At 67.1% G+C, this 12,496-nt stretch carries 12 protein-coding genes and 1 riboswitch; of the genes, 9 read left to right on the forward strand and 3 right to left on the reverse strand.

All coding sequences use genetic code 11. The annotated features are described in order from the left end of the window. Window positions 1-24 precede the first annotated feature (24 nt). The 3 genes from PV764_RS13555 (at window position 25) to map (ending at window position 2,041) form a co-directional block, all read left to right on the forward strand. Complete coding sequence (locus PV764_RS13555) at window positions 25-927, forward strand: cation diffusion facilitator family transporter (protein ID WP_421116856.1); 903 nt, start codon at window positions 25-27, stop codon at window positions 925-927. A gap of 137 nt (window positions 928-1,064) precedes the next feature. Next, window positions 1,065-1,277 carry a ParD-like family protein gene (locus PV764_RS13560; protein ID WP_019185031.1) on the forward strand — a complete coding sequence of 71 codons (213 nt, stop codon included), beginning with the start codon at window positions 1,065-1,067 and terminating at the stop codon, window positions 1,275-1,277. Continuing rightward, window positions 1,274-2,041, forward strand: a complete 768-nt coding sequence (gene map / locus PV764_RS13565) for a type I methionyl aminopeptidase (protein ID WP_421116857.1) — start codon at window positions 1,274-1,276, stop codon at window positions 2,039-2,041. Before PV764_RS13560 ends, map begins: the two co-directional genes overlap by 4 nt. A 29-nt stretch (window positions 2,042-2,070) precedes the next feature. Here map and PV764_RS13570 read toward each other — a convergent pair whose 3' ends face one another. Further along, window positions 2,071-2,847, reverse strand: a complete 777-nt coding sequence (locus tag PV764_RS13570) for a LytR/AlgR family response regulator transcription factor (RefSeq protein WP_421099809.1) — start codon at window positions 2,845-2,847, stop codon at window positions 2,071-2,073. Further along, window positions 2,844-3,968, reverse strand: coding sequence for a sensor histidine kinase (locus PV764_RS13575; RefSeq protein ID WP_421116858.1), 1,125 nt, complete (start codon window positions 3,966-3,968; stop codon window positions 2,844-2,846). The genes PV764_RS13570 and PV764_RS13575 overlap by 4 nt, the downstream gene beginning before the upstream one ends. A gap of 184 nt (window positions 3,969-4,152) precedes the next feature. Between PV764_RS13575 and PV764_RS13580 the strand changes: the two genes are divergently transcribed. Next, the gene (locus PV764_RS13580; RefSeq protein ID WP_421116859.1) at window positions 4,153-4,530 is read left to right on the forward strand and encodes a hypothetical protein; all 378 of its coding nucleotides are present in this window, start codon (window positions 4,153-4,155) and stop codon (window positions 4,528-4,530) included. A 35-nt stretch (window positions 4,531-4,565) separates the two neighbouring features. On the opposite strand, the gene PV764_RS13585 is transcribed toward PV764_RS13580, so the two are convergent. Then, window positions 4,566-5,483, reverse strand: a complete 918-nt coding sequence (locus tag PV764_RS13585; protein ID WP_421116860.1) for a LysR family transcriptional regulator — start codon at window positions 5,481-5,483, stop codon at window positions 4,566-4,568. Window positions 5,484-5,624: 141 nt separating this feature from the next. On the opposite strand from PV764_RS13585, the gene PV764_RS13590 reads away from it, so the two are divergent. The 5 genes from PV764_RS13590 (at window position 5,625) to pnuC (ending at window position 12,487) form a co-directional block, all read left to right on the forward strand. Continuing rightward, window positions 5,625-6,014 (forward strand): RidA family protein, encoded by a 390-nt coding sequence (locus PV764_RS13590; protein WP_421116861.1) that lies wholly within the window; start codon window positions 5,625-5,627, stop codon window positions 6,012-6,014. A gap of 72 nt (window positions 6,015-6,086) precedes the next feature. Further along, on the forward strand, window positions 6,087-8,285 hold the full coding sequence (locus PV764_RS13595; RefSeq protein ID WP_046272553.1) for a hypothetical protein: 2,199 nt from the start codon (window positions 6,087-6,089) through the stop codon (window positions 8,283-8,285). Between the two features lie 103 nt (window positions 8,286-8,388). Continuing rightward, window positions 8,389-9,525, forward strand: coding sequence for a phosphotransferase enzyme family protein (locus PV764_RS13600; RefSeq protein ID WP_421116862.1), 1,137 nt, complete (start codon window positions 8,389-8,391; stop codon window positions 9,523-9,525). A gap of 40 nt (window positions 9,526-9,565) precedes the next feature. Continuing rightward, window positions 9,566-9,661, forward strand: a riboswitch (TPP riboswitch). Between the two features lie 67 nt (window positions 9,662-9,728). Continuing rightward, window positions 9,729-11,894, forward strand: coding sequence for a TonB-dependent siderophore receptor (locus PV764_RS13605; protein ID WP_421116863.1), 2,166 nt, complete (start codon window positions 9,729-9,731; stop codon window positions 11,892-11,894). Then, on the forward strand, window positions 11,891-12,487 hold the full coding sequence (pnuC, locus tag PV764_RS13610) for a nicotinamide riboside transporter PnuC (protein ID WP_019185041.1): 597 nt from the start codon (window positions 11,891-11,893) through the stop codon (window positions 12,485-12,487). The genes PV764_RS13605 and pnuC overlap by 4 nt, the downstream gene beginning before the upstream one ends. The last annotated feature ends 9 nt before the right edge of the window (window positions 12,488-12,496 follow it).

The following is a 12,496-nucleotide window of genomic DNA, read 5'->3' on the forward strand; positions in this document are numbered from 1 at the left end:
TGCGCGCAGGACCCTCGGCCAGCGATGGATACAGCACGCGAGCAGCGGGTCCTCAAATTCTCCATCGGGGTGACGATGGCGGTCAGCGCCATCGGCTTCATCGGTGGCCTGCTGGTGGGATCGCAGGCCATCCTGTTCGATGGCGTCTACAGCCTGGTGGACGTGGCGCTGACCCTGGTGGCGCTGTCGGTACTGCGGCTGGTGGCGCGGGAAGAAAGCCCGCGCTTCCAGTATGGCTACTGGCACCTGGAACCGATGGTGGAGGCGCTTGGCGGGGCGATCCTGTCGCTGGCCTGCATCTATGCGCTGGCCAACTCGGTGATCGGGCTGACCACGGGCGGGCATGAGGTCAAGGCCGGGCCTGCGCTGCTGTGGGCGGCCCTGCTGTGCGTGAGCAACCTGGCGATGGCGGCCTTCGTGCGCACCCGCGCGATGCAGCTGCACTCGGCGCTGCTGTGGCTGGACGTGCGCGCCTGGCTGCTCAGCGGCATGATGAGCCTGGCGGTGGTGCTGGCGTTTGCGATCGCGCTGTTGCTGCGCGATGGCGCGCATGCCCACTGGATTCCCTATCTGGATCCGCTGGTGCTGGCCGCGATCAGCGTGGCGGTACTGCCGGTGCCGTTGCGCAGTGCATGGAAGGCCATGCGCGAAGTGCTGCAGGTGGCGCCGGATACGCTGGATGCGCGCGTGCAGGCGGTGATGAAGGACTTCGTCGCCGAACACGGCTATCTGGATTTCACCAGCCACGTGGCCAAGATGGGCCGCATGCGGTTCGTGGAGATCCACATCCTCACCCACCCGGAGACGGTGATCGGCAACATCGGCAATGTGGACCGGCTGCGTGATGAGATCGCCGAGCGCCTGGATGCGCGCGGCAGTGAGTTCTGGTTGACCATCGATTTTACTGCCGATCCGGCCTGGACCTGATCGATCCCTGACCGCGCACTCACTACCGCCCAGCACCGCAGTGGCGCGAAGACGGCAGGTGACGACCCCTGGGCGGGCCTGCACAGCGCTATACGAAACGTATATGATGTGTATATACCGTATGAGAGGGATTGCCCATGGGCATCGTGAACATCGACGACGAACTGCACGACAACCTGCGCCGCGCCAGCGGCGTCTCGGGCCGCTCGATCAATGCCCAGGCCGGTTTCTGGATCAAGATCGGCATGCTGTGCGAAATGAATCCCGGCTCGACCTATCAGGAGATCGTCAACCGTGAACTGCGAGCCGCAGGGGTTGAACCTGGCGCCTTGCGGGTGGCCGAAGCATGATCAAGACCGCTGAAGAACAGGCCTTGATGCGTACCTCCGGGCGCCTATTGGCCTCGGTGTTCGAAGCGCTGGACACGCTGCCGCTGGAAGGCATGAGCACGCTGCAGGTGAACGACTGGGTCGAGCGCTTCATCGTCGATGAGCTGCAGGCGCGCCCGGCGAGCAAGGGCCAGTATGGCTTCGCCTACGTGCTCAATTCGTCCGTCGACAACGTGGTCTGCCATGGAGTGCCCTCGGCCGATGCCATCCTGCGCAGCGGGAGCATCGTCAATCTCGACATCACGCTGGAAAAGGGGGGGTACATCGCCGACTCCAGCAAGACCTATCTGATCGGTGAGGTCGATTACGCGGCCAAGCGGCTGGTGCGGGTGACCCGCGAGGCGATGTGGAAGGGGATCGGGGTGGTGCGCCCGGGCGCGACGCTGGGCGACATCGGTTTCGCGATCCAGCAGCATGCCAAGGCCCACGGCTACAGCGTGGTCCGCGAATTCTGCGGTCATGGCATCGGCCAGCAGATGCACGAAGAGCCGCAGGTGCTGCACTACGGCCGTCGCGGCGATGGGCTGGAACTGGAGGAGGGCATGACCTTCACCATCGAGCCGATGATCAACCAGGGTCGTGCTGCCATCGACATGAGCGACGACGGCTGGACCGTGACCACCCGTGACGGCAAGCTCTCGGCGCAGGCCGAGCACACCGTGCTGGTGACCGCCGACGGGGTGGAGGTGCTGACCCTGCGCACGGGCGAGCGGATGCCCGACTGAGGCGGGCCGCCGGGCCATGCCCGGCAGCTTCATTCGCTGCGTGTGGACACCAGCTTGAGAAACGCCTCGTTCTGATAGCGGCTCATGCGCAGCTGCTGGCCGGTGTCCATGGTCACGACGTGGTGGCCGTTGAACCACGGATGGATCGCCTTGACCCGGCGCACATTGACGATCGCCGAGCGGTGCACGCGGGCGAAGTGCCGCGGGTCCAGCCGGGCAGCGAGGGTGGCCATGGTCTCGCGCAGCTCATGCACGCGGTCGACCAGGTGGATCTCGACCGTGTTGCGCGCGGCCTTGATCCAGACGATGTCATCCACCGCCACCAGTACCACATGCTCCTCCACGCGCACCGGGATGCGCTGCAGATACGCGTCACGTTGCCGCAATGCGTCCAGCGCCTGCAGGATCTGCGTCGAGGCCTGCGCGCCCACCCCGCGGGCCGCCGACAGCCGCGCCTTGGCCCGCTGCAGGGTGGCGGCGAAGCGCTCCCGGCTGAACGGTTTGACCAGATAGTCCACGGCATTGGCTTCGAAGGCCTTCACGGCGTACTGCTCGTAGGCGGTGACGAACACGGTGGCCGGCATCCGCTCGGCACCGATGGTGGCGACCACGTCCAGGCCGGTGATCGCCGGCATCTGGATGTCCAGGAAGACCAGGTCCGGGGACTGGTTGCGGATGGCATTGACCGCCGATACGCCATCGCCGCATTCGCCGACGATCTCAAGCTCAGGATCATCGCGCAGCAACCGGATGACCGCATGCCGCGCGATCGGCTCATCATCGACCACGAGAACGGTGAGGCTCATGCCGGCGCAGTGCCCGGGAAGAATTCCGGTGCATCGTCGGCGCTCTCCAGTTCCCGGAACGGAACGCGGATGCGGCACACCACACCTTCCGGCCACATCATGTCCAGCCTCACCTCGGCGGCATCGCCGTACAGTTCCATCAGACGCAGGCGTGTGTTGGACATGCCGATGCCATGCCCGGCCGATGCGGCCGGCTCGACCGACAGAGTGCTGTTGCGGTTGCGCACCTCGATGCACAGCGCATCGCCGTCGCGCCGGGCCTCGATCTCGATGGTGTCGCTACCCACGCGCTGGCCGATGCCATGGCGCAGGGCATTCTCCACCAACGGCTGCAGGATCAGGCTGGGCACTGCGCAGTCCAGCGTCTCCGGGCCGATGTAGGTGCGGGTGGTCAGCCGGTCCTTGAATCGGGTGCGCTGGATGCCCAGGTACAGCTCGATCAGGTCCAGCTCCTGGCGCAGGCTGATTTCCTGGCCGTCGTAGTCCTCCAGGAACGCGCGCAGCAGCTCGCTCAGGCGCAGCAGCATGTCCTCGGCCGACACCTTGTCCTCGTCCAGCAGGGTAATGATCGCGTGCAGCGTGTTGAACAGGAAGTGCGGCTGCAGCTGCGATTTCAGCGAGCGCAACCGCGACTGCGCCAGTTCGGTGGCCAACTGGCTGGCTTCCAGTTCACGGCGCGCTTTCTCGGCGTGGAAGTGAAGGGCCTGCTGGATCGCGAACAGGGTCCAGTAGGTCAGCAGCCCGATGGCGAAGTGCTGCTCCAGGAAGTAGCCCAGCTGCTCGAAGAAACCGCTGGGCTCGAACAGGGTAGAGACCAGCGCGCCCACGATCATTGTGATGAACGTCATGCCGACGCTGGCCACCCCCTGTGCGCCGAGCCCGTGCAGGCGCCCGCTGCCGCGTACCGGAAAGCGCTCGGCGAGGCGGAAGACCGTGGGCGACAGGGCAGCCCAGGTGTACCACTGGATCAGCGACCAGCGCAGGAGATCCCAGAGAGGTTGTTGGCTGTTCGGCAGGCCGGCGTTGATCGAGGTCTGCAGGGCGAACACCACGGCCACCACCGTCCACAGGGCGAGGTAGCGGGACAAGCGGATCCGGGTGCTGCCGAGGCGAATGTACATGGTCGATTCCGGGCCAGGCGTTTCTGGCGACGCTCATCTTAGGCAGGCGGCGGGAGCGCGGGAAGCGCCATGACGGCCCATTACGATTGGCCTGGTCGTGGCGACGATTCGTCCCGGATCGGTTGGCGGCCAGAGCGCGCGAGCGTGTGATGCAGGGGTCCATCACCCGCCTGGAGACGCTGCCATGACGTTGATCCGCCCCTTCCTGACCATTTCGCTGATGCTCGCCGGTACCGCGCACGGCGCGGAGGTACGCTACCTCGGCCTGCTCAACCGGGCCCATGACAGTGTCGTGGCCCTGGACGTCGCGCCTGCCGGGACCGAGGCCTTCGTTCCGCGGTCGATCGACGCCCTGCCGGGTGGGGGCACCGGCACTACGGTCCGCCTCGCCGACGAAGGCTGCCGGTTTGATCTTCGTGTCGCGTTCCGCAACGGTCGACGGGTGGTCTACCGCGATGTGGATGTCTGCAGGGGCGACACACTGGTCATCGCACCGCTGAAGAAGACACCGGGTGATCGTGCGGTCGCGCAGGAACCACGGACGCCAACGCGTGGCCGATAGCCGGGGGCGCGGCGAGTGCCATCAGCCGCCCGCGCTTACGGACGCATGCGCGGCATGTGCTGCTCCACCAGCGTCGCGACCCAGTCGATGAACACCCGCAGCTTGGCACTGACATGCCTGTTCGGGGGGAACGCCAGGTGCAGCGGCATCACCTCGATGCGCCACTCCGGGAACAGCCGTACCAGCTCGCCCGCGGCCACATGGGGGGCGGCCATGTAGTCGGGGAGCCATAGCGCGCCCAGGCCCGCCACGCCCGCGGCGAGATACGCATTGCCATCATCGAGCGCGAGCAGGTGGTGTCCCTTCACGATGACCTGTTCTTCGCCGCGCTGGAGGGTGTAAGGCAGAACCGTGCCACTGCGCGAGCGCAGGTAGCCGACCACGCGATGCGGGGTCCGCTCCAGGTCCCGCGGATGCGCGGGGATGCCCGCTTGCTGCAGGTAGGCGGGCGAGGCGTGGATGCCGGCTGGCAGATCGCCGATATGGCGCGCGACCAGCGATTGATCCGTGATCCGTCCACCCCGGATCACGCAGTCCACGTTTTCATCGATCAGGTCCACGTGGCGATCGCTGACGCCCAGATCGAGCTGGATCTCCGGATAGCGGGCAAGGAAGTCGGGCAGGGCCGGCACCAGCACCAGCCGCGCGAATGGGGCGGGTACGTCCACCCGCAGGCGCCCGCGAGGCGCCGCCGCCGCGGTCGACAGGCTGGTTTCAGCGTCGTCGATGTCGGCCAGCAGGCGGATCACCCGCGCGTAATAGGCCGCGCCATCGGCGGTGACATTCACCTGCCGGGTGGTGCGGTTCAGCAGGCGCACCCGCAGCCGCGCTTCCAGTTGCTGCACCAGTTGCGTGACCGTGGTGCGGCTCATGTGCAGTGTCTCGGCCGCCTTGGTGAAGCTGCCCGTTTCCACGACCCGGGCAAAGGCCTGCATCGCATCGAACCGGTCCATCTGCTTTCCACGGGGAGGATGATTGTTTGGATTCTACAAACAATGTTGGGCAGCAGACCGCGTTTATCCGGTGCTCCCTGTCGGTCTACCGTGGCCTTTCATTCTTGATGGGCCGGTATCGGCCCAAGGCAGAGGTGGTTCATGGCAACACGTGACGTCGTTTTCCCGCCGGGTCGCCAGGCGCTGTACGAGCGCAACCGCTATTCGCCGGCGGTACGCTCCAATGGCTTCCTGTTCGTGTCCGGCCAGGTCGGCAGCCGCGAGGATGGCTCGCCCGAACCCGAGCTCGAGGCCCAGGTGCGGCGCGCGTTCGAGAACCTCAACGCCGTGCTCGGCGCCGCAGGCTGCACGTTCGAGGACGTGGTCGACGTCACCGTGTTCCTGGTCAATCCCGAAAAGATCTTCGAACGGGTCTGGGCGATCGTGCCCGATTACTGGGGCGAGGCGCCGTACCCGACGCTGACCGGCATCGGGGTGACCTGGCTGTACGGATTCGACGTGGAGATCAAGGTGATCGCAAAGCTGCCGTAGCACGCCTTCACGCGGTGACGGCTGCGCGTTGCCGATAGTGGGCCGTCATCCTGCTTCCTGTCGCGGATCCACATGCCCCTGATTCCCGAGCGCGTCCAGCGCTGGCCCCGGCCGTGGCGCGTGGCGTTGCTCTCTCTGCTGGCGCTGTATGCGCTGTACCTGCTGGCGGGCAACGTATTCCTCAACACGCCGCTGTTCGATGCGGTGACCAACCGCAAACCTGAAAAATTCACGATGCAGACCGGCCCGGCGGTGACCTTGATGCCGGGGCAGGCCGTGGTCTGGAACATCCGCATGCGCGGCCAGGCCAATCGTACCCAGTACGTGTTCCGTGCCGATCGGGCCAGTGCGTGGATCGACCTGCCGGCGCTGTTGCGCAAGGAAGTGCGTATTCCGCGGATCGACGCGACGGGCGTGGAAGCGGAGGTCGAACGGGTCGAGAACGCCATTCCGCCGCCGCCGCGCGGCGACCGTGGCTGGACGCTGCGTTTCGATGCGATCCACAGCGACACGATCCGCAGTGGGCGCTTCGGCAAGCTCCTGATCGTCGGCCAGGGGCACGGGAATGTCGGGTTCCTCAAGCAGCTCAAAGGTGGGCCTTCGGAGCTGTTCGACTCCACTGCCGGCTTCGATGACGCCCAGGTCAGCTTCGATGGCGTGAACGTGCTGGACGATGCCCATATCGCCGCACGGTTCCACTTCCCGCGGCATTACCGTGACGACGCGCCGGGCCTGCAGAAGCTCGGGATCACCTGGGCGCAGCTGCAGATCGACGCGCGCAGCCAGGGGCTGCGCATCGACACCGGCGGCCCGCACGTGAAGGTCGGCAGCGCGGTCTCCAATGCGCGCCTCACTGCCGATGTGACGTTGGAGCAGGGCGCGCTGCGTCCCGGCAGCCGTCTGGTCTGGCGGCTGCCACTGCACGCCGGCGTACACGCAGATGACCGCGGCCTGCTGTCGCTGCAGCTGGACGTGGCGCAGGACATGCGGGTGCAGGCGCGGCTGCCGCGTGACCCGGAGACGGGCAGTGAGCTCAACGCCGATCTCCGCGTGACCGGCCGGAAGATTCCGTTCCAGGCGCCGGCCGAGCTGCTGCCGCGGTTGTCCGGCAAGGTCCAGGGCGCATGGCAGTTCCAGTCGCTGAACTGGATCAGCGATCTGTTCGTGAAAAAGCCGTGGTTCCATCTCGACGGTGGCGGTCTGCTCAAGGCTGACATCATTCTTGCCGACGGCGAGCTCGCACCGGGCAGCACAGTGGATATTCCGCAGGTGGCGGCGGTGGCCGAAGTCGCCGGCGTCCGCATGCGGGGCGATGCCCAGGCGCAGGGCCGGATTGTCGAGGGCACGCCTGCGCAGGCCGAACTGAAGGTACAGATCCCGCGCTTCCAGGCCGCGCCGACCAATGCACCCAAGGCACTGTTGTTCGATGGGCGGCAACTTGCGCTGAACCTGCGCGGTGATGCGCGCCTGAAGCAGCTGAGCGACGGCATGCGCGCCCAGCTCCGCTTCACCGATGCGCGGGTACCGGATTTGACCGCCTACAACCGTTACCTGGGCAACGACAACGTGCGCCTGCTCGGCGGTACCGGCCTGCTCAGTGGGGATGTCTCACTGGATGCCTCCGGGCGGGTCGGCAAGGGTAGTGCCGATCTGCGCGGCACCGGTGCCCGGCTGAGCGTCGCCGGTATTGCGATGCGCGGCGATGCGCAACTCCAGGCGCGCCTGCAGCGTGCGGATTTCGACAGCCGCCAGTTCGATCTGGGCGGCACCACGGTGGAGCTGCGCAACATCCATGTAGGCGATGAAAAGAGTGACGGGCGCTGGTGGGGCAAGGTGGCGATCCGCAGCGGCCACATCGATGCGGCGGCGCCATTCCAGGTGGATGGGCTGGCCGACCTGCGCCTGCGCGATGCCGGGCCGTTGCTCGGGGTATTCGCCCAGCGCAGCGAGTACCCGCGCTGGGTGCTGGGGATGCTGGATTCCGGCGAGGTGCAGGCCAGTGGGCAGCTGCGCTGGCGCAGTGGCGAGCTGATCGTGGAGGACCTGCAGGCCGAGAATGAGCGGCTGTCCCTGCAGGCGCGGCTGGATCTGAGTCATGGCAAGCGCCGGGGCGACCTGTATCTGCGCTGGGGCGTGCTGGGCGCCGGCATCGAGCTGCAGGGCGAGCAGCGCAAGTGGCACCTCGCCGGTGCGCGTGACTGGTATGCCGAGCAGCCTCGTCTGCTGCCGGCCACGCCGGCCGCAGCAAAGGCGAGCGACAGCAAGCGCTGAGGGCAGGCATCTGCCTCCCCCTTGCCGGGCCCGGCTTGCTATCCTCGCCGCGCCCACTGTCTGGCGACAGCGCGCACTTTGCCCGTCATCGACCCGTCATTCCATGAGCAACAGCACCCACCGCGTCCAAGGCCTCAACAACGATGAGGTGGCCGCCGACTGGCCCGCCATCACCGAACGCGAGGTCAGCTGGCTGCGCGGGCGCTTCGCACCGCTGGCCGGCGCCGGCCGGTTGCTGTGGCACAGCCCGCGGCCGATGTCCGCCGCCGCCATCGTCGAGACCGACGGAAAGCGGGTGTTCGTCAAGCGCCACCATGGCAGCGTCCGCGCGGCAGCCAGCCTGGCCGAGGAGCATCGCTTCATCCAGCATCTGGCCGATCACGGCGTGCCGGTGGTCGAGGTGTTGGGTGACCGCGATGGCGCCACGGCGGTGGAGCACGAGGGTTGGACCTACGAGCTGCATAGCGTCGGCCAGGGCCAGGATCTGTACCGCGACGCACCTTCCTGGACGCCGCTGACCGATACCGCGCAGGCGCGCGAAGCCGGGCGGATGCTGGCCAAGCTGCACAGCGCGTCGGCCTGCTATCACGCGCCCCAGCGCAGCACCCATCTACTGGTCGCACGGGATGATCTGATCCGTGCCGCCGACCCCATCGCCGCCATCCAGGCCGATCTTCCGGGTCGTCCCGGGTTGGCCGCCTATCTCGCGCGGCAGGACTGGCAGGGTGATCTGCGGCGGGCCGTTGCGCCGTGGCACGCCGGCCTGGCCGCGCGCCTGCAGGCCGAGCCGCGCCTGTGGGCGCACAACGACTGGCATGTTTCCAATCTGCTCTGGCGCCAGCAAGGAGATGCCACCGTGGTCGATACCGTGCTTGATCTGGGTCTTGCCTCACCAACCAGTGCCTTGTTCGACCTTGCGACCGCCATCGAACGCAACGCCATTGCCTGGCTGGCGCTGGAAGGCGGCGAGGCGGCCGTGCGCGTGGATATCGCGCTGGCGCTGCTGGCCGGCTACCGCGAGATCGTGCCGCTGTCGGCCGAGCGCGTGCATCTGCTGGCTGATCTGCTGCCCATCGTGCAGCTCGATTTCGCGCTGTCGGAAGTGGAGTACTTCCAGGGCGTGACGCACTCGCCTGCCAATGCCGACGTTGCCTACCACACCTTCCTGCTGGGCCACGCTGACTGGTTCAGCAGCGCGGCCGGGCAGGGCCTGTTGAAGGCGCTGCACGCGGCTGCCTGAAGGGCGGGCTCGCAAATCCGTACCATTTGTAGTGAAATAGTCACAGAAGCGGGGGTGCCTGGCGAAACCAGGCTGAGAGAGTCCCTTGGAACCTGATCCGGTTTGCACCGGCGTAGGGAGCTTTGAGCAGCAGGCATACCGCCGTGATGGGTCGGTGCGCGTGCGCGCCTTCGCTTCGTCTCCTCCAGCTGATGACGAATCGAATGAACCGCTGCTTCCGCCCTACGTTGTTGTCCGCCGCCCTCTGCGCCGCGCTGCCCCTTCATGCCAATGAACTCGCCGAGGCGCCCGAGCGCTCGCCGACGGAACTGGCCGCCGTGCGCGTGCAGGCGCATCAGCCGGCAGCCACCGCCACGCAGACCGGCAGCTTCGGCGCCGGCGACTGGAAGAGCACGCCGGCCTCGGTGAACGTGCTCGATCGCGACCTGCTGGACAGCCGCCAGGTCCGGACGCTGTCCGAGCTGGCCAGCAACGATGCCTCGCTGGGCGACAGCTACGCGCCGGTTGGTTACTACCAGAACATCGCGATCCGCGGCTTCCCGCTGGATACCGGCACCGGCTACCGCTTCAACGGGCTGGCCATCACCGGTGAGCAGCGGCTGGCGCTGGAGAACATCCAGGCGGTGGAAATCCTCAAGGGCGAGGCCGGCCTCGCCGCCGGTGTGATGGCCCCGGGCGGCATCATCAACTACGTGGGCAAGCGCCCGGCCGAGGTCCGCACTGTCACCCTCGGCACCGACTCGGAAGGCTCGCGCTACACCGCCGTGGATCTGGGCCACTGGCTCTCGCCACGTTTCGGGGTCCGCTTCAATGCCGCCTGGGAAGACAGCGATTCCTACATCGATCATGCCGACGGTCGCCGCAACTTCTATTCGCTGGCCACCGACTGGCTGATCGGCGAGCGCGGCAAACTGGAAGTGGATGCCAACTACCAGACCAGCGCGCAGCGCTCGGCCTCGGGCTATCAGCTGCTGGGCGCCACCGAGCTGCCGCGCGGCGTGGACCGCAAGCACCTGCTGGGCTATCAGGCCTGGCAGCGGCCGGTCGGCATCGACAGCACCAACCTCACTGCATTGCATACCTACGACTTCAGCCCGACGTGGCAATCGCGGGTATCGGCCAGCTACAGCCGCTCGGTGATCGACGACAACGTCGCCTTTGCCTACGGCTGCTACTACGCCGCCGGCTGCGCCGATGGCAGCGTTCCAGGCAACTACTTCGCGCCGAACGGCGACTATGACATCTACGATTACCGCAGCCCGGACGACACCCGCCGCAACCTGGAGTTCCGTGGCGAGCTGCGTGGCAGTTTCGCCACCGGTGAGATCCGGCACGAACTGAGTATTGGCGCGGATCGATTCGAGCGCACCGTGGACAAGCGCCGCAACGTCAACGAGTACGTCGGCACGGCCAACATCCATGATGCACAGGTGCCGCAGTTCGACCCGTCGCCGCTGATGCCGGGCCCGTCCGCGCGGCGCCTGGACAGTGCGCAGACGGCGGTGTTCGCGCTGGACCGGATGAGCTTCGGTGATTGGCAGTGGTTGGCCGGTGGCCGCTTCGTCCGGCTGGACGAGCGTGCCTACGACAAGCGCGGCAATCCCGAGCGGCACAGCCGCCTGTCGCGGTTCCTGCCGCAGACCGCGCTGGTCTGGAAGGCGACCGATGAGGTCAATGCGTACGTCAGCTACGTGCGGGGCATCTCGCTTGGCCAGGAAGCGCCGTTCTGGACCTCCAACGAAGGCACGTTCTTGCCTGCGGTGCTGTCGCGCCAGACCGAAGTGGGCGTCAAGTACGTGCCCAGCGATACCCTGACGCTGGGGGCGGCGCTGTTCCGCACCTCCCAGCCGTTCCAGTACGCCAAGCCGGACGGCAGCGATGCGGGCTACACCTTCGTCCAGGAGGGGCAGCAGACCCATACCGGGCTGGAACTCACCGCACAGGGGCAGCTGACCGCGCGCCTGTCGCTGGCCGCCAGTGCGAGCGTCCTGCGGGCCCGCGCGCGCGATGCGGGCACGGCGGATTACGAGGGGCACCAACTGATCAACGTGCCGAAGACGCGCGCGACCGTGCATGCGGAGTACCAGCTGCCGTTCGTGACCGGCCTGGGGCTGACCGGCGGCTGGCGCTATGCCTCCTCCAACGTGGCCACGGCTGATGGCCGCGTCAGCGCACCGGCCTACAGCGTGTTCGACGCCGGGCTGCGCTTCAAACACCGCGTGGGTGAGCATCCGGTGACCTGGAACCTCTCGATGGACAACCTGTTCAACCGTTTCTACTGGCGTGACACCGGCAGCAGCTCGGGCGACTACTACCTGTTCCCGGGCGCGCCCCGTCAGGCCCGGCTGTCGGTCACCTTCGCGCTATGAACCCGGCCATCCTGGAATGGTCGGCCGCCATCGTCAGCATGCTCGGCGTGTGGCTGATGACGCGACGGGTGACCCTCGCCTGGCCGGTGGGGCTGATCTCGGTCGCGCTGTATGCACTGGTCTTTGTCGAAGCCAGGCTGTACTCGGACACGCTGCTGCAGATCGTGTTCGGTGGCTTCCTGGTCTACGGCTGGGTGCGCTGGCGTGGCCAGGTCGAGGACGATGGCCGGGTCGCGATCGTGCCGTTGGCGCGGGTCGCCCTGTGGCGTGATCTGTCCATCGGCGTGGTGTTCGGCCTCGCCCTCGGCGCGGCGATGCATGTCTACACCAACGCTGCGCTGCCGTGGCTGGATGCGATGCTGGCCGCGCTGAGCCTGGTCGCCCAGTGGTGGCAGGCGCGCCGGCACACGGCGGCGTGGTGGCTGTGGATCCTGGTCGACGTCGTGTATGTGGGCATGTACCTGGTCAAATCCCTGCACGTGACCGCCGTGCTGTATCTGGTGTTCGTCGGCCTGGCCGTGATGGGGTTGCGGGCATGGACGGTGGCGCGCAACGACGCGCTGCTCCACAACGCAGAAGGGCGGCGCGGTTAAGTCCGCGCC

The organism is Stenotrophomonas sp. AS1 (assembly GCF_048957655.1).
Lineage (GTDB): Bacteria > Pseudomonadota > Gammaproteobacteria > Xanthomonadales > Xanthomonadaceae > Stenotrophomonas > Stenotrophomonas bentonitica_A.

Bases quoted from the DNA above. Each gene is read 5' to 3' on its own strand.
- PV764_RS13555 (WP_421116856.1), top strand. From the start codon at position 25: ATGGATACAGCACGCGAGCAGCGGGTCCTCAAATTCTCCATCGGGGTG.
- PV764_RS13560 (WP_019185031.1), top strand. From the start codon at position 1,065: ATGGGCATCGTGAACATCGACGACGAACTGCACGACAACCTGCGCCGC.
- map (WP_421116857.1), top strand. From the start codon at position 1,274: ATGATCAAGACCGCTGAAGAACAGGCCTTGATGCGTACCTCCGGGCGC.
- PV764_RS13570 (WP_421099809.1), bottom strand. From the start codon at position 2,847: ATGAGCCTCACCGTTCTCGTGGTCGATGATGAGCCGATCGCGCGGCAT.
- PV764_RS13575 (WP_421116858.1), bottom strand. From the start codon at position 3,968: ATGTACATTCGCCTCGGCAGCACCCGGATCCGCTTGTCCCGCTACCTC.
- PV764_RS13580 (WP_421116859.1), top strand. From the start codon at position 4,153: ATGACGTTGATCCGCCCCTTCCTGACCATTTCGCTGATGCTCGCCGGT.
- PV764_RS13585 (WP_421116860.1), bottom strand. From the start codon at position 5,483: ATGGACCGGTTCGATGCGATGCAGGCCTTTGCCCGGGTCGTGGAAACG.
- PV764_RS13590 (WP_421116861.1), top strand. From the start codon at position 5,625: ATGGCAACACGTGACGTCGTTTTCCCGCCGGGTCGCCAGGCGCTGTAC.
- PV764_RS13595 (WP_046272553.1), top strand. From the start codon at position 6,087: ATGCCCCTGATTCCCGAGCGCGTCCAGCGCTGGCCCCGGCCGTGGCGC.
- PV764_RS13600 (WP_421116862.1), top strand. From the start codon at position 8,389: ATGAGCAACAGCACCCACCGCGTCCAAGGCCTCAACAACGATGAGGTG.
- PV764_RS13605 (WP_421116863.1), top strand. From the start codon at position 9,729: ATGAACCGCTGCTTCCGCCCTACGTTGTTGTCCGCCGCCCTCTGCGCC.
- pnuC (WP_019185041.1), top strand. From the start codon at position 11,891: ATGAACCCGGCCATCCTGGAATGGTCGGCCGCCATCGTCAGCATGCTC.